Below are 15,501 nucleotides of genomic sequence, written 5' to 3'. Positions count from 1 at the left end.
GCAGACACGGAGGAGGGCGGATGCCGCAGCTCGAAGACGTCCGCGAGTGGGTCGAACGGCGCGTGCCGGAACTCGTCTCCGCGCACCGCGTTCCCGCGCTCTCCCTGGCGATCGGGAGGGGAGACGAGGTGGCCGCGTGGGCGGGCGGCACGCTCAGCCTGGCGACCGGAGTCGAGGCGACCCGCGACTCGGTGTTCCAGATCGGCTCCGTGACGAAGGTGTTCACGGCGACGCTCGTGATGCAGCTCGTCGACGAAGGTCGGCTCGATCTCGATGCCGCGGTGCGCGACGTGCTCCCCGGGTTCCGGGTCGCCGAGGAGGCGGCGTCCGAGCGGGTGACGATCCGGCAGCTGCTCAGCCACACCTCCGGATTCGAGGGCGACGTCTTCGTCGACACGGGACCGGGTGACGACTGTCTGGAACGCTATGTCGAGATCCTCGCCGGCACACCGCAGCTGTTCGCACCCGGCGTGATGTTCTCGTACAACAACGCCGGCTTCTCCACCCTGGGCAGGATCGTCGAGGTGCTGCGCGGCGAGCCGTACGACCGGGTGCTCCGGCGGTGCCTGCTCGATCCTCTCGACCTGCGGCACGGCGCCGTGAACGCGGCAGAGGCGATCCTGCACCGGGCCGCCGTCGGACATCTCGAAGACGAGGCGGGCTCCCTCGCACCCACGGGCGTGTGGGCGATGGAGCGTTCGGGCAGCCCTGCCGGGTCCGTGCTCGCGATGAGCGCCGCAGATCTGCTGTCCTTCGGGCGGATGCATCTCCGGGGAGGCACCGCGCGCGGCGGAACCAGGATCCTCTCCGCCGCGGCCGTCACCGAGATGCAGCGTGGACAGGTCAGGCTCCCCGACATCGATCAGGGCTCGGCGTGGGGCCTCGGGTGGGAGCTGTTCGACCGCGGCGGTCCTCGGGTGATCGGGCACGACGGCAACACCATCGGTCAGTCGGCATCGCTGAGGCTGGTCCCGGAACACGATCTCGTCATCGCGATCCTCGCGAACGGCGGAGCTCCGCATCCGGTGTTCGCGACGATCGTCGACCGCGTGCTGCACGACCTCGCCGACGTCCCGCCGCGCGTCACGCCCACGCCGACCGGCCCCGCACCCGCGGCGGTCGAGCGGTATGTGGGCCGCTACGCATCGAGCACCGCGATCACGACGATCAGCCGCTCGGCAGACGGGCGGCTCTTGCTCGAACGCACCCCGCACGGTGTCGTCGCCGAACTCGGCGATCTGCCGTATCGTACGGAGCTCGTGGCCTGGCACCACGACGTCCTGCTGCCCGTGCAACCCGAACGGGGCGTTCCTCAGCCTGTCGCCTTCCTCGGAGATGACGGGACCGGCCGCGCGCTGTACCTGCATACCGGCCGTGCCGATCGGAGAATGGACGCATGACCCGCGCCGACGCCCTCGACCTGCACCACCGCGCCGTCGTCGCGGACGCGCACAACGACCTGCTGTGCGCGGTGGCGAGTCGCCCCTCGGAGCAGTGGTCGGACTTCTTCCGCGCGCAGTGGCTCCCGCAGCTGCAGGCGGGCGGTGTGGATCTGCAGATCCTGCCGGTGTTCATCGACGAGGTCTATCGTCCCGAAGGGGCGTTGCGTCGCACCCTGCGCATGATCGAGGCCGCCCACCGGGTGGTCGAGGGCAACGCGGATACCGTGGGACTGTGCCTGGACGGCGACGACATCGATCGGGTGATCGCCGAGGGGCGCATCGCGCTGGTGCTGGCGCTCGAGGGCATGCCGGGCATCGCCGACGACGTCGAGCTGCTGGAGACGGTGCACCGCCTGGGCGTGCGGGTGGGGTCGGTCGCGCACTTCGGGCGCAGCGCCTTCGCCGACGGCAGCGGCGAGGACGCCGCCGGCAGTCGACTCACCAGGACCGGGATCAGAGCACTCGCCGAGATGGAGCGCATCGGGATGGTGTTCGACATCAGCCACCTGGGCGCGGGCGGCGTCGATCACGTGCTCGAGCTCGCCACACGTCCGGTCATGGCGACGCATTCGTCGGTGCGAGCGCTGTTCGACCACCACCGCAATCTCACCGACGCGCAGATCGCCGGGGTCGCACGGGGTGGGGGAGTCGTGTGCGTCAACTTCTTCGCTCCCTACCTGCACCCGAGCGAGTACACGATCGACACCCTGATCGACCACTTCGAGCGGGTGGTGTCGGTCGCCGGCATCGAACACGTCGGGATGGGGCCGGACTTCGTCCGTGAGGTGCTGGACGACACCACGGCACCGTGCTGCGTGCAGACGACGATCGAGGGGGTGCCCGCCGACAGGTACCTTCCGGGTCTCGAGGGGCCGACCGGACTCCCGCTCGTGACCGAGGCGCTGCTTCGTCGCGGCTGGCCGGAGGCTGATATCCTCGCCGTGCTCGGCGGCAACGTGCAGCGCTTCCTCCGGTCGGAGCTCGGCGGCACGCGCACGGCCCACGGCTGAGCGAAACCCCACGCGTTCGGTCCGATTCGCGCTCTTCGTCGACTTCGACGAACAGCGGTGTCGTCGTTCGACAGTCGCAACGAACGCTGCGCTCGACGCGTGGCGCAGTATCGGGAGAGCGGCGGACCCGACCCGGGACCGCGAGCACGCCCACGAAGTCGCAAGGGAGCGCGGGATGCTGACGATTCGAGACCTGTCGGTGGAGATCCGCCGCGGTGACCGCACCGTGCGCCCGGTCACCGGCGTCGACCTCACTCTGCATCGGGGCGAGACCCTGGGCATCGTGGGAGAGACGGGGTCAGGGAAGTCCATGACCGGACTCGCCGTGATGGGCATGCTCCCCGCCGGCAGCGCGGTCACCAGCGGTTCGATCGATTTCGACGGGACCGAGCTCATCGGACTCGGCGCCGCGGACTATCGGGCGCTGCGAGGCAATGACATCTCCATGGTGTTCCAGGACTCGATGACCTCGCTCAACCCCACCAGGAGCATCGGCGATCAGGTCGCCGAACCGCTGCGGCTGCACCGAACGATGTCGCGGCGCGATGCCCGCGCGCGGGCCGAGGAGATGCTGGCGCTCGTCGGCATCCCGCACCCCCGCGAGCGGATGGGCGACTTCCCGCACCAGCTGTCCGGCGGGATGCGCCAGCGCGTCATGATCGCCATGGCGCTGATCTGCGAACCGCGGGTGCTGATCGCCGACGAGCCGACGACGGCTCTCGACGTGACCATCCAAGCCGAGATCCTCGAACTCCTCGGCGGGCTCAAGGATCAGCTCGGCATGGCGATGATCCTGGTCACGCACGACATGGGGGTCGTCGCCAGGCACGCGGACCGGGTCGGGGTCATGTACGGCGGCCGACTCGTCGAGACCGGGACGACGGCAGACATCTTCCGCCACACGCGGCACCAGTACACGCACGCGCTGCTGTCCTCGATCCCGTCGCTCGCCCAGGACCGCGACCTCGAACTGTTCAGCATCCCCGGCTCGCCGCCGGACCCGGCCTCCCCACAGGTCGGGTGCCGGTTCGCTCCGCGCTGCCCCGCCGCGACCGAGCGGTGCCGGGTCGAGACACCCGTCTCCACGAGCGGTCCGGGGGAGGGACACACGTTCACGTGCTGGAACCCGGCGCAGGAGACGGCGGTCACGATCACCTCGCGCCGCTTCCGCGAGCCCGATCCGGAGGCGGCCTCGTCGATCTCCGCCCCGCCGCGCCTGCAGGTCGTGGACCTGCGCAAGGAGCATCCCGTCTCCGCGCGCGGGCTGTTCGGGCGGAAGCGGTCGGTGAAGGCCGTCGCCGGGGTGAGCTTCGAGGTTCGGGCGGGAGAGGCGTTCGGACTCGTCGGCGAATCCGGCTGCGGGAAGTCGACGCTCGGGCGGATGCTCGTCGCGCTGGACCGTCCCACCTCCGGACAGGTCCTCCTTGACGGAGCGTCGATCTCCGGCCTGCGTTCCCGACAGCTCGGGCCCCGTCGGGCGAAGCTGCAGATGATGTTCCAGGACTCGCATGCCTCCCTCGACCCGAAGATGCGCATCGACGACATCCTGCGCGAGCCCCTCGCGATCCAGGGCATCGGCACCGCGGCCGCGCGTAAGGAACACGTGACCGCGCTCCTCACGAGCGTCGGGCTCGGCGCCTCGATCCTGGAGCGCTATCCGCACGAGCTCTCCGGCGGCCAGCGCCAGCGCATCGGCCTGGCACGCGCACTCGCCCTCGACCCCGATGTGCTGGTGGCCGACGAGCCGGTCAGCGCCCTGGACGTCTCGATCCGCTCCCAGGTGCTCAACCTCATGCGAACGATCCAGCTCGACCGCGGCCTCTCGAGCGTCGTGATCTCGCACGACCTCGCGGTCGTGCGCTATCTGGTCGACCGCGTCGGGGTGATGTACCTCGGGGCGCTGGTCGAGGTCGGCGAGACCGCCGAGGTGTATTCCCGCCCCGCGCACCCGTACACGGCCGGCCTGCTGGCGGCCGTCCCCGTGGCCGACCCCGATGCGGACGCCCCCGCGGAGCGCGTGCGCGGTGAACTGCCCAGCCCGCTCGATCCCCCGAGCGGGTGCCGCTTCCGCACCCGCTGTCCGCTCGCGACCGCGCTGTGCGCGACGGTCGAGCCGACGCTCGAGGCGGTCGGCGCCGATCACGACGTGGCCTGCCACTTCCCGCTGCAGCCGAAGACCCGCCCCACGGGCGTCGCGACGGAAGAGCCGGTGCTCTCGTGATCGGGTTCGTCGTCCGCCGCATCCTCGTGTCGATCGTGGTGCTCCTGGGAATCTCGCTCGTCGTCTTCCTGATGCTCCATCTCATCTCGGACAGCCCGGGGCGCGCGGTGCTCGGTCAGCAGGCGAGTCAAGCCGCCGTCGATGCGTTCAACCAGGAGAACGGCTTCGATCGGCCGGTGCTGATCCAGTACATCGACTACCTCGGGCAGCTGCTGCAGGGCGACCTCGGCCGCTCGTACAAGCTGAACGAGGATGTCAGCACCCTGCTGCTGCAGAACGCACCGCGCAGCGCGGTGCTCTCCCTCACCGGCCTGATCCTCGCCCTCGTGATCGCCATCCCGCTCGGGATCCTCCAGGCCGTCCGTCGCGGGCGCTTCGTCGATCGGGCCGCGACGTCGGTCTCCTACCTGCTCTACGCGACGCCGTCGTTCCTGATCGCGCTCGTGCTGATCGGCGTGTTCAGCCAGGCGATCCCGCTGTTCCCCGCCGAGGCGTCGCAGTCCACGTCGCCGTGGGTGGTGTTCACCGATCCGCGGTCGATGGCGCTGCCGCTCATCACGCTGGCGGTGACCAACGTCGTCGTCTTCTCCCAGTACCAGCGATCGTCGGCGCTGGAACAGCTCGGCATGGACTACATCACGGTGGCGCGCGCCAAGGGGGCGTCCGAGCGGATCGTCCTCACCCGGCATCTGCTCCGCAACGCCATCACGCCGATCATCACGCTGGTGGGTGTGCTGATCCCGACCCTGCTCGCCGGAAACCTCATCGTCGAGTCGGTCTTCAACTATCCGGGACTCGGGCTGCTCTTCCTGAACAGCCTGCATCGAGAGGACTATCCGGTGCTGCTCGCGTACACCCTCATCGGCGGGGCACTCACCGTCGTCGGCAACCTCGTCGCCGACCTCGTGGTCGCCCGCGCCGACCGACGGATCGAGGTGGGCGCGTGAGCTCCGCACGTTCCGAGATCACCGGGGAGGAGCTCCCGGTCCTCGCCACCCGCAACCCGATCTCCCGGTCCGCGGTGCTGAGTGCGCTCTGGCACAGCAAGCAGGGCATGGCGGGTGTGCTCATCCTGGTCGTCCTCGTGCTGTTCTGCTTCCTGGGGCCGATCGTCTATCCGACCAACCAGACGGATGTCGACCTCCTCAACGCCGCACTCCCTCCGGGAGACGGGTTCCCGCTCGGCACCGACAGCAACGGCTTCGACGTGCTCGGCCGGCTGATGCAGGGCGGACAGATCTCGCTGCAGATCGGTCTGCTCGCTGCGGTGTTCGCCACGACGCTCGGCACGCTCTACGGCGCGGTCGCCGGTCTCGTCGGCGGTGTCGTCGACGGCGTCATGATGCGCATCGTCGATGTGCTGCTGTCGATCCCCTTCCTGTTCTTCGTGCTGATCATCGCCGCCCGGTTCACTCCCACTCCGCTCACCCTGAGCCTGGTGATCGGTGGCTTCTCCTGGCTGATCGCGGCGCGACTCATCCGCGGTGAGGTGCTGTCGCTCCGTGTGCGCGAGTTCGTGTCGGCGGCCCGCCTGATGGGCGCGAGCAATCGGCGCCTCATCTTCCGCCACCTCATCCCGAACACGTTCGGCGTGATCATCGTCAATCTCACGTTCCAGGTGGCCGACTCGATCCTGGTGCTCGCCGCGCTCGGGTATCTCGGCTTCGGGCTCAGCTATCCCGTCACGGACTGGGGCAGCCAGCTCTCCAGCGGCGTGTCGTTCCTGGCGGCGGACTACTGGTGGCTCATCTACCCCGTCGGCGTGTGCATCGTGCTCACGGTGCTCGCGCTGAACCTCCTGGGCGATGCGCTGCGCGACGCCATCGACCACCGCGACGTGTGAGCGGCGCGCCCATGTCGGACCTGTGTCGGCGTCGACGGATGGTGCGAGACGAATATGTCGGGATCCCTGAACGGCGCAGGATGGGGATGCTGCACTCTCGGAGCATCGGACGAACGCACCACCCGATCCGTCCGATCCCATCCTGAACCCGAAGAAGGAGCACAGCACATGTCGCAGGTTCCGCGGAGGCGAGGGCGCCTCCTCCTCGCGCTGGCAACAGCCGGCGCGCTGCTCGTGACCGGTTGCACCGGAACGAGCACACCGGTCGATTCCTCGAAGTACGACGCCCTGCCCGACGAGAGCGGCACCCCCGTCGACGGCGGCACCGTCACGATCGCGTTGACACCCGGTCTCACTCCGAACTACATCTACCCGTACCCGCCGGCCGCGGTCGGCGGCACGACCATCGGCTATGACCTGATGTGGCGCGCGCTCTACCGCACGAGCCTCGAGGGGCAACCCTTCGATGAGGGGACCAGCCTCGCCGAGGCGCCGGTGTTCAGCGATGACGGGCTCACCGCCACCATCGCCATGAAGGACGACACCTGGTCCAACGGCAATCCGGTCACCGCCGACGACGTGGTCTTCTCGTTCGACCTGCTGAAGGCCGCGATCGCCGAGAGCCCCGCGAACTGGAGCTTCTACAGCCCTGGACAGTTCCCCGACGGGGTGACGGCCGTCGCCACCGCGCCCGGCACGCTCACGCTGCAGTTCGAGACCGCGTACAACCCCTCCTACCTGGTGTCGCTGCTCCAGCTCCTCTACGTCATGCCGTCGGCCGACTGGAGCATCGCCGAGACGGGGGGACCGATCCTCGACTCCTCGCAGCCGGAGAACGCCGCGGCGATCTACGCCTACCTCACCGGTCAGTCGGCGGACCAGTCGACGTTCGCCTCCAACCCGCTCTGGCAGGTCGTCAACGGGCCCTACCAGCTCGCGGCGTTCGAACCGTCGACCGGTTCCTTCTCCCTGACCCCGAATGCCGAATACACGGGGCCGGGCGATGCGCGGATCGAGCGCGTGGACTTCAAGGCCTTCACCTCTGCGGCGGCGATCTACAACCAGTACGAGGCGGGCACGCTGACCGTCGGACGCCTCGACGCGAGCTACGCGTCGAAGATCGACGAGCTGCGCGAGAAGGGCTACAACGTGTACGGCGCGCCCGCGCCTTCGCGCTTCGACGGCCTGGTGCTGAACTTCGACAACACGGTCGACAACTTCGACAAGGTGATCGGTCAGCTCTACGTGCGCCAGGCGCTGCAGCATCTGATCGATCAGCCGGCCTACATCAAGAGCCGTGGCATCCACAGCGGCACCGCGAGTGAGAACTACAGCACGGGCGGCCTGAACTCGGCGTATCCGGCCGACTTCGGCGAGAAGGCGCCGTACCCGTTCGATCCCGAGGCCGCCGAGAAGCTGCTCACCGACCATGGTTGGAAGGTCGACGCCGAAGGGGGCACGGTGTGCGAACGCCCCGGCAGCGGCGAGGACGAGTGCGGGGAGGGGATCCCCGAGGGACAGAAGATCAGCTTCACGATCGCCTCCGCGAACGAGCCCGCCTACGTCGGCGCGCGCGATCTCGCCTTCGTCTCGCAGCTGAAGAAGCTCGGCATCGACGCGAAGATCGTCACGAAGTCGCTCAACCACATGTATGCCAACTACGGCAACAGCTACGCGCCCGCCTCGACGAACGAATGGTCGATGCAGGACTTCGGACCGTTCATCCAGACGGCCTACCCGACGAGTAACGGCTCCTTCAACACCGGCGGCGGTTTCAACCTCGGCAGCTACTCCGACCCGGAGGCCGACGCACTGATGGAGGCCAGCACGTTCGGCTCCGCCCCCGATGCGCTCAGCGCCGAGGTGACGATGCTGTCGAAGGACCTCCCGGTGCTGTTCTTCCCGACGCCGGACACCCTGATCGTCTGGAAGGACACCCTCTCCGGACCGCCGTCGACGTTCCGCTCCCTGCTGAAGTTCAGCTACTCCCCGGAGCAGTGGTACTTCACCGAGAAGCAGCCAGAGGACTAGGAGCACATCGATGAGCGCGCAGACCAGACCGTTCGTGCGGCCGATCCCGGCGATCGACCTCACCCGGCCGGAGTTCCCCGACTCCGCGGAGGTCGGCGCGCTCATCGGCGATGCACGTGTCATCGCCCTCGGCGAGGGGGCACACAGCATCAGCGAGTTCACGGCATACGGCGATGCCCTCCTGCGCCACCTGGTGCAGGAGCACGGGGTCACCGCGTTCGTCCTGGAGTCCGGCTTCGCCGAGGGCCTGCTCATCGACGAGTGGATCCACGGCGGGCCGGGTGAGCTCGACGACATCGCCCGCACCGGCATCACGTACGGCTTCGGCGAGTCCGCGCAGCTCAAGCGCCAGCTCGCGTGGCTGCGGGAATGGAACGCCGGAGGCGGGGACGTCCGCTTCTACGGGATGGACCTCCCCGGCTCGTCGACGTCGCCGGGGCCGGCCGTGCAGGCATGCCTCGCCCGGATCCCCGCGCGGGGATCGGACGACGAGCTGCGTCGGGTCAGCGATCTCGGCGGACGGACGGAGGCCGCGGTCGCCTACGCCTCGATGACCGCCGAGGAGCGGGACCATCTCATCGCCGCGCTGCGCGACCTCGTCCTGCGTGTGCGCGAAGCCGGTGACGAGGTCGCCCGACGGTGCGCCGACTCGATCGACGCCTTCCTCGGCGAACTCGCCTGGGACGGCGAATCCGGACCGTATCCCCGCGAGCAGTACATGGCGAGGACGGTGGGCTGGATCGCCGCGCGTGAGGCCCGCATCCTGCTCTACGCCCACAACGGGCACGTCCGTCGCACACCGCTCGACGGTCGGGACATGATGGGCGCCCTGCTCGACCGGGAGTTCGGAGATGACCTCCGGGTGATCGGGATGACCTTCGGCACCGGACCCGTCGTGACGTTCACCCCGCGCTCGCCGCGCCCGTTCGACTGCGATGTCGCCCTCGGCGAGCGTGGCACGGTCGCCGGCAGCATCGAGGAGACGCTCGAGGGACAGCTCGACGCGCTCGGCGCCGACACCGCGTTCGTGGACCTCGCCCTCGCGCCTTCCGGCTTCTTCGGCGGGTGTGAGGGGATGTTCTCGAGCGGCGCCCTGGAGAAGGTCGGGGACTTCCCCGCGAGCTTCGACGCCCTCGTGCACCTGCGCCGCGTGACCGCGGTGCCCGGCGCCTTCGCGCGGCTGCGCGACGAGCTCGACGCCCCGGAGCGGACGGCGACGCGATGAGCATCCCCTCCCCGTCCCGGCGCATCTCTCCGTCGAGCCGCATCGTCGACGTGGTCGAAGACGTCGCCGGCATCCTCATCCCCGACCCCTACCGGTGGCTCGAGGAGGAGACCGACGAGGTCCGCGACTGGCAGCGGGCCCAGGCGGCGTTCGCCACGGAGACCGTGACGGCAGGGGGATGCACGGACGCCGCACGCGCACTCGTGGTGGAGCACGACGTCGGCGTGCGCCCTGATCTGCCCCGGTATGCCGGTGGCTCGTGGTTCCGCGTCGTCGACGACGATGAGGGCTGCGCGACGATCGTCATGAGCGCGGGGCCCTTCCTCGCCGGCCGCCCGCTCGTCGCGCTCTCGGCGTTCGACGAGGGCGACCACCCGGCGGTGCTGTCGTGGTTCGCGCCCTCGCCGGACGGTCGGGTACTGGCGCTGGGTGTGTGCACGGACGGCAGCGAACACAACACCGTCCGTCTGATCGACGTCGCGACGGGTGCCGTTCGTGACGACGCTCCGCCCGAGGTGCTGCACAGCGCCTGGGGAGGCGGGGTGTCGTGGCTGCCTGACAGCACCGGCTTCCTGTTCCTCGCGCTCCGCGGAGGCGCGGCCGATTTCCACCAGGTCGTGTACCGGCATGATCTGGGCGTGTCGGGGCCGTCCGTGCTCGAGGAGATCCCCCTCCCGCCCGGGTCGCGGGAGTACACGCGCGTGCAGTTCTCGACAGACGGCCGGTGGGCGGTCGCGAGTCATCGTGTGGGGCGGCCCGTCCCCGTCGCCGTGCGCGACCTGCGCGCAGGAACACCGTGGCGACCGTTCGTCGACGGCTCTGCCGGCACCGTCGCCGGGCACGTCGTCGGCGACGAGTACATCGCCGTCACCGACCAGGGGGCGGCGCGCGGACGCGTGGTCGCGATCCCGTTGGATGAGCAGCATCCCGACGATCCCGACCGATGGCGCGTGCTGGTCCCGGAGGGCGAGACCGTGCTGCGTGCGATCCACCCGGTCGGAGAGCACCTGTACCTCACCGGATTCGAGGAGACCGCCGCCCGCGTGCGGGTGCTGCGCGCCGACGGCACCGATGTGGGCGCCGTCCCGCTCCCCGCCGACGGTGCGCTCGGGGGAGCGTTCTTCCCGCTCACCGGTCTCACGCCCGACGACGGCAGCGGCGACTTCCTGTTCTCGTTCTCCACGCTCACTACGTCGTGGGGCGTGTACCGGCATCGCCCGGGAGACGCGTTCGTGGACGAGCTGCTCGCCCCGCGGATCACCGTCGATGCGACCGTCGAATACCGGCGGGCGCTCGCCGCAGACGGCACGCCGATCCCCTATCACGTGGTGCGACCGGCGGGGCGAGAGCCCGAGGAGCCCGCGCCGGCTCTGATCTCCGCTTACGGCGCGGCGGGGATCCCGACGCTGCCGCGCTACCAGCCCGATCTCGCCGCCTTCGTCGCGGCGGGCGGCGTGCTGGTCCAGGCCTACCTCCGTGGGGGAGGCGAGTTCGGCAGCGACTGGTTCCGCGGCGCCGATCGGGAGAACCGTCGTGTGCGCGACGGCGACCTCGTGGCCGTCGCCCACGACCTGATCGACCGTCGCCTCACCGCGCCGGACCGGCTCGCGCTCACCGGCGGCTCGGACGGCGGGCTGATGTGCGGGGTCGCGGTGATCGAGCATCCGCAGCTGTGGCGCGCCGTCCTCCCACGCGCGCCGCTGCTCGACCTCATCGGCGGGATCCGGATCCCGTACCTCGAGTTCGTGATCCGCAAGGCCTGGGGCGACCCGGACGACGCCGACGACGTGCGACGGCTGCGGCGCTCCTCCCCGTACGAGCTCGTGACGGACGCGGTGTTCCCCCTCGTCTACGTGCAGGCGGGGGCCACGGACCCGCGGTGTCCTCCCGCGCAGGCACGCAAGTTCGTGGCCAGGATGCAGGCATCGCAGCGCGGAGAGCAGCCCATCCTGCTGCACGTCTTCGAGAACGCGGGACACGGCGCCGGGACGAGCCCCGAAGTGCTGCAGCAGCAGGACGCCGAGTGGTTGGCGTGTCTGATGGCCGCGCTCGATCTCACGTCGTCGCCGCGCAGCTCACCGCTCTGATCTGATCGCGAGCAGTCGCAGTTGCAGCTGCACCGCGAAGCGGGCGTTCGGGTCGTCGAGGTCGAGACGGCCGACCTCGGCCACCCGCCGCAGACGATAGCGGAAGGTGTTCTGGTGCACGAACATCGCCGCCGAGGCGAGTGTGACGTCTCCCATCGCATCGAGCCAGGCGCGCAGCGTGTCCACCAGGCTCGCCTGGTGCGAGGCGTCGTAGGCGATCAGACGGGCGAGAGGTCCCGAGGGCACCTCGTCCGCGGGGGCGGCGAGCTCGAGCAGCAGTGATTCGGCATGCACGTCCTCGAGGCGCGCGACCGCACGGTCGACGACATGCGCGCGGAGCACACGCAGCGCGCGATCCGCGCTCGAACGGGAGCGGTGCAGCCGGGCCATCTCCTCGACGATGGTCCCGATGCCGATGAAGGGCCGCTGTGAGGAGCGCACCCTGGCGAGGAACTCGTTCGCGAGGCGCATGGCGCTCTCCTCGGCATCGTGCGTCGTCGCGACCGGGAGCACACCGTACGCGACCTCGCCGATCAGCCCGACCGTCGCCCGGGGGTGCGCGAACATCAGATGCACCGAGAACGCATCCGCCACGCGCTTGCGCTCGGCGGCCAGTGCCGCGTGGGGGAGCTGATCCGTCGCGGGCGCGTGCAGTGAGAGGGCGAGCACGATCGAGGGCTCGTCGCGGAGACCGAGTCGATGTGCGGCCTCCGCGGCCGCTGGTCCTCCGTCGAGGGCGCTGCGCAGCTGATCCGCGCGGAGGCGCCGTTCGACGTCGGCATCGGTGCGCTGCCAGATCAGGTGCATGGCGACGAGCTTGGCCGACTCGCGGAGCACCCGCACGTGCTCTTCGCTGAGCGGACTCGGCGAGGCGATCCAGATGGTGCCCAGCAGCTCTTCTCCGGCCCGGACGGGCATCACCGTGCGCCGGTCGTCGGGAGCTTCCGAGGGGCCGGGAACCACGACAGGGCCGTCACTGCGGGTGATCTCACGGAACACACCGGTCTCCTCGAGCAGCCGGGTGTAGTGCGGAGGGAGCTGGCGGCCGCGGGGAGCCGCCGGAGCCTGACTCTCCTGCGCGTGAGAGAACGCGAGGAGCTGGGAGTTGCGGTCCTCGATCGTGACCGGTGCCTCGAGCAGGGCGGCGATCGCGTTCGCCATCGCGAAGAGGTCGCCGGCGAGGATGCCGCCGAAGGTCACCGGTCGGGCGTCGTCGTGGCCGCCCGGTGTCATCAGCGCGCGGAACAGCCCCGCCAGGTGCGCCCAGGTGGTGCCGCGGGCGAGCGAGAAGAGGGTGATCCCGGTCTGCTGCGCGGCGGCGACGACCTCGTCGTCGGCGAGGAACGGTGCGCGGACCACCAGCCCGGTCGCCCCGCTCGGACCGAGCCGGGTCAGGACTTGCCGGACGTCTGCGCTCTCCTGCAGGCCGACCCCGAGGACGATCGCGTTGCGCGAGGCCTCCGGCTCGTCGCGCGGATCGTGGATCGCGACCGCTTCGATCGTGCGGTCGTCGCCGATCTCCCCGGCGATCACCTCGAGCAGGGTTCCGCCGAGTTCTTCCATGACGTGGACGAGACTCGCCTGGGGCCGATGGTTCATCGAGGCTCGCATTCTTGTGAGGCTAGCACCGCGCAGACGCCGGGAAACGGGGGAGCCGTTCCTCTCCACCGTGGCCGACACGGCGCGGACGTCATCGGATCGGGATCCACTCGCGGGAGACCGTGACCCCGGCCAGGATGTCCGGATCGGGGGACACACCGATCCCCGGGCCGGTCGGCACGGTGAGGTGTCCGTCGACGAGGCGGAACGGCTCGGTGAGGTCCTCGTCGAAGTACCGCTCCGACGCGGAGGTGTCGCCGGGAAGCGTGAATCCGGGGAGCGCGGCGAGGGCGACGTTCGCCGCCCGTCCCACGCCGGTCTCGAGCATGCCGCCACACCACACCGGCACCCCGTTGGCGACGCAGACGTCGTGGATGCGCCGGGCTTCGAGGTAGCCGCCGACCCTTCCCGGTTTGATGTTCACGATGCGGCACGCGCTGAGCTCGATCGCCGCCGCTGCGGCGCGTGCCGAGACGATCGACTCGTCCAGGCAGATCGGCGCGGCGAGCCGACGTCCGAGCATGGCGTGGCCGAGCAGGTCGTCCATCGGCAGCGGCTGTTCCACCAGCGAGAGGTCGAAGGCGTCGAGGGCCAGGAGGTGGTCGATGTCGCCGCGCTCGTAGCCGGCGTTGGCGTCGACCTGGAGCATGATGTCGCCGAACCGCTCGCGCACCGCGCGCACCGGCTCGATGTCCCACCCGGGCTCGATCTTCAGCTTGATGCGGAGGTAGCCGGCCGCGAGGTACTCCTCGACCGCATCCAGGAGAACGGGGATCGAGTCGGCGATGCCCACCGACACCCCACAGGGGACGGAGCGGCGCACCGCTCCGAGCGCGTGCGAGAGCGGGACGCCGCGCGCCTTCAGATCGGCGTCGAGGACCGCGGTCTCGAGCGCGGCCTTGGCCAGTCGGTTCTCCTTGAAGCGCGAGAGCGCCGGGGCGACGCCGTGCGAGTCGAGATCGGGCACTCCCGCCAGAGCGGGGATCAGGTGGCGACGGAGCACGTCCGCCGCGCCCTGCGTGTACTCGCCGGAGTACAGCGGAGCCTCGCTCGCCCCGCACTCGCCCCAGCCCTCGGCATCATCGGCGACGGCGCGCAGCAGGAGCGTGTCCCGCACCGCCTCCGTGCCGAACGAGGTGCGGAAGGCGCCGACCAGCGGCATCGATATGTGCAGGATCTCCACGCCTTCGAGATTCACGGCGTCTCCGTTCTGTCCAGGATGTACCAGCCGTCTCGATCGAAGCCGCGCACGACGGCCCCTTCGTCGAGCAGGGTGCCGAGTGTCGCCCTGACGGCGAGGCGCCAGGCCGTGGCCTTCGCCGAGTCGGTGGCCCGCATCGACTCGATGTCCGCGGGGATCCCGATCAGCACGAGGTCGGCGTCACGGTCGCCGAGCACCGGGCTCTCCGACGGGTCGGGGCGCAGGGCGACGACGGCGGAGGCGAACTCCGCGCGATGCATTGATGCCGTCCGCCCGGAGGCGGCCGCCACGACACCGGCGTGCGTCAGGGGCCAGCGCGCGAGCGCGCGGTCGGTGATGTCATCGCGATTGATCGCGTCGTCCATGGCGCCGTACAGATCCGGCAGGTAGTCGGTGACGGACGCGCCGAGCTTCACGATGTTGAAGTACGCGTTGCGTCGGACGAGGGGATCGAAGGTCCACGTGATCGTCTCGACGCCTTCGCGCAGCGCCCAGGCGCGCTGATGCAGCTTCATCGCGTGACCGATGCCGGTGCCGCGGGTGCGGGCGAGGGCTCCGGTGATGTGGCTGTGCAGGCGGCGCTGCGACGGCGGACCGAAGAACCCGAGACTCGCTGCGGCGAGGCCCTGCTCGTCGAACGCGCCGCTGACGTAGCCACCGCTGACCCGGATCGCGCTGAGCAGGTCGGCGGTGACGGGAGGGGCGCCCTCGCCGGCGTGCCAGACCTCCTCGATGAGTGCGCGGACGGCTGCGTGCTCCTCGATGCGGTCGAGGAGGCGGATGCGCAGGCCGGACGCCCTCTGTGCGGCCTCGGCATCGGCTTCCGCACGCACGCGGAAATC

11 protein-coding genes are annotated in these 15,501 nt (G+C 70.1%); 8 read left to right on the top strand and 3 right to left on the bottom strand.

Translation table 11 applies throughout. From position 1 onward, the window contains the following. Positions 1-20 precede the first annotated feature (20 nt). The 8 genes from CQ042_RS07465 (at position 21) to CQ042_RS07430 (ending at position 11,859) form a co-directional block, all read left to right on the top strand. Complete coding sequence (locus tag CQ042_RS07465) at positions 21-1,400, top strand: serine hydrolase (protein WP_105669855.1); 1,380 nt, start codon at positions 21-23, stop codon at positions 1,398-1,400. Next, positions 1,397-2,452 carry a dipeptidase gene (locus tag CQ042_RS07460; protein WP_105669854.1) on the top strand — a complete coding sequence of 352 codons (1,056 nt, stop codon included), beginning with the start codon at positions 1,397-1,399 and terminating at the stop codon, positions 2,450-2,452. The genes CQ042_RS07465 and CQ042_RS07460 overlap by 4 nt, the downstream gene beginning before the upstream one ends. A 175-nt stretch (positions 2,453-2,627) precedes the next feature. Then, a complete protein-coding gene (locus CQ042_RS07455) occupies positions 2,628-4,673 on the top strand; it encodes an ABC transporter ATP-binding protein (protein ID WP_105669853.1) in 2,046 nt (681 codons plus the stop codon). Then, positions 4,670-5,620 (top strand): ABC transporter permease, encoded by a 951-nt coding sequence (locus CQ042_RS07450; protein WP_105669852.1) that lies wholly within the window; start codon positions 4,670-4,672, stop codon positions 5,618-5,620. The genes CQ042_RS07455 and CQ042_RS07450 overlap by 4 nt, the downstream gene beginning before the upstream one ends. After that, positions 5,617-6,516 (top strand): ABC transporter permease, encoded by a 900-nt coding sequence (locus tag CQ042_RS07445; protein WP_258132125.1) that lies wholly within the window; start codon positions 5,617-5,619, stop codon positions 6,514-6,516. Before CQ042_RS07450 ends, CQ042_RS07445 begins: the two co-directional genes overlap by 4 nt. A 168-nt stretch (positions 6,517-6,684) precedes the next feature. Beyond that, positions 6,685-8,547: an ABC transporter substrate-binding protein gene (locus CQ042_RS07440; protein WP_181157488.1), complete on the top strand. Its 1,863-nt coding sequence runs from the start codon at positions 6,685-6,687 to the stop codon at positions 8,545-8,547. A gap of 10 nt (positions 8,548-8,557) precedes the next feature. After that, on the top strand, positions 8,558-9,772 hold the full coding sequence (locus CQ042_RS07435) for an erythromycin esterase family protein (protein WP_105669850.1): 1,215 nt from the start codon (positions 8,558-8,560) through the stop codon (positions 9,770-9,772). Continuing rightward, a complete protein-coding gene (locus tag CQ042_RS07430) occupies positions 9,769-11,859 on the top strand; it encodes a prolyl oligopeptidase family serine peptidase (protein WP_105669849.1) in 2,091 nt (696 codons plus the stop codon). Before CQ042_RS07435 ends, CQ042_RS07430 begins: the two co-directional genes overlap by 4 nt. On the opposite strand, the gene CQ042_RS07425 is transcribed toward CQ042_RS07430, so the two are convergent. The 3 genes from CQ042_RS07425 to CQ042_RS07415 form a co-directional block, all read right to left on the bottom strand. Then, positions 11,848-13,470: a CdaR family transcriptional regulator gene (locus CQ042_RS07425; protein WP_219844830.1), complete on the bottom strand. Its 1,623-nt coding sequence runs from the start codon at positions 13,468-13,470 to the stop codon at positions 11,848-11,850. The two genes, CQ042_RS07430 and CQ042_RS07425, sit on opposite strands and share 12 nt — an antisense overlap. Positions 13,471-13,549: 79 nt before the next feature. Then, positions 13,550-14,656, bottom strand: coding sequence for an o-succinylbenzoate synthase (gene menC, locus CQ042_RS07420; RefSeq protein WP_105669847.1), 1,107 nt, complete (start codon positions 14,654-14,656; stop codon positions 13,550-13,552). After that, positions 14,653-15,492 carry a GNAT family N-acetyltransferase gene (locus CQ042_RS07415; RefSeq protein WP_105669846.1) on the bottom strand — a complete coding sequence of 280 codons (840 nt, stop codon included), beginning with the start codon at positions 15,490-15,492 and terminating at the stop codon, positions 14,653-14,655. The genes menC and CQ042_RS07415 overlap by 4 nt, the downstream gene beginning before the upstream one ends. Between the last annotated feature and the right edge of the window lie 9 nt (positions 15,493-15,501).

The sequence above is a fragment of the Microbacterium sp. MYb62 genome (assembly GCF_002979475.1).
In the GTDB taxonomy this organism is placed as follows: Bacteria; Actinomycetota; Actinomycetes; order Actinomycetales; family Microbacteriaceae; genus Microbacterium.
This window is presented reverse-complemented; position numbering and strand designations above follow the sequence as displayed.

Bases quoted from the DNA above. Each gene is read 5' to 3' on its own strand.
- CQ042_RS07425 (WP_219844830.1), bottom strand. From the start codon at position 13,470: ATGCGAGCCTCGATGAACCATCGGCCCCAGGCGAGTCTCGTCCACGTC.
- CQ042_RS07465 (WP_105669855.1), top strand. From the start codon at position 21: ATGCCGCAGCTCGAAGACGTCCGCGAGTGGGTCGAACGGCGCGTGCCG.
- CQ042_RS07455 (WP_105669853.1), top strand. From the start codon at position 2,628: ATGCTGACGATTCGAGACCTGTCGGTGGAGATCCGCCGCGGTGACCGC.
- CQ042_RS07440 (WP_181157488.1), top strand. From the start codon at position 6,685: ATGTCGCAGGTTCCGCGGAGGCGAGGGCGCCTCCTCCTCGCGCTGGCA.
- CQ042_RS07460 (WP_105669854.1), top strand. From the start codon at position 1,397: ATGACCCGCGCCGACGCCCTCGACCTGCACCACCGCGCCGTCGTCGCG.
- CQ042_RS07435 (WP_105669850.1), top strand. From the start codon at position 8,558: ATGAGCGCGCAGACCAGACCGTTCGTGCGGCCGATCCCGGCGATCGAC.
- CQ042_RS07430 (WP_105669849.1), top strand. From the start codon at position 9,769: ATGAGCATCCCCTCCCCGTCCCGGCGCATCTCTCCGTCGAGCCGCATC.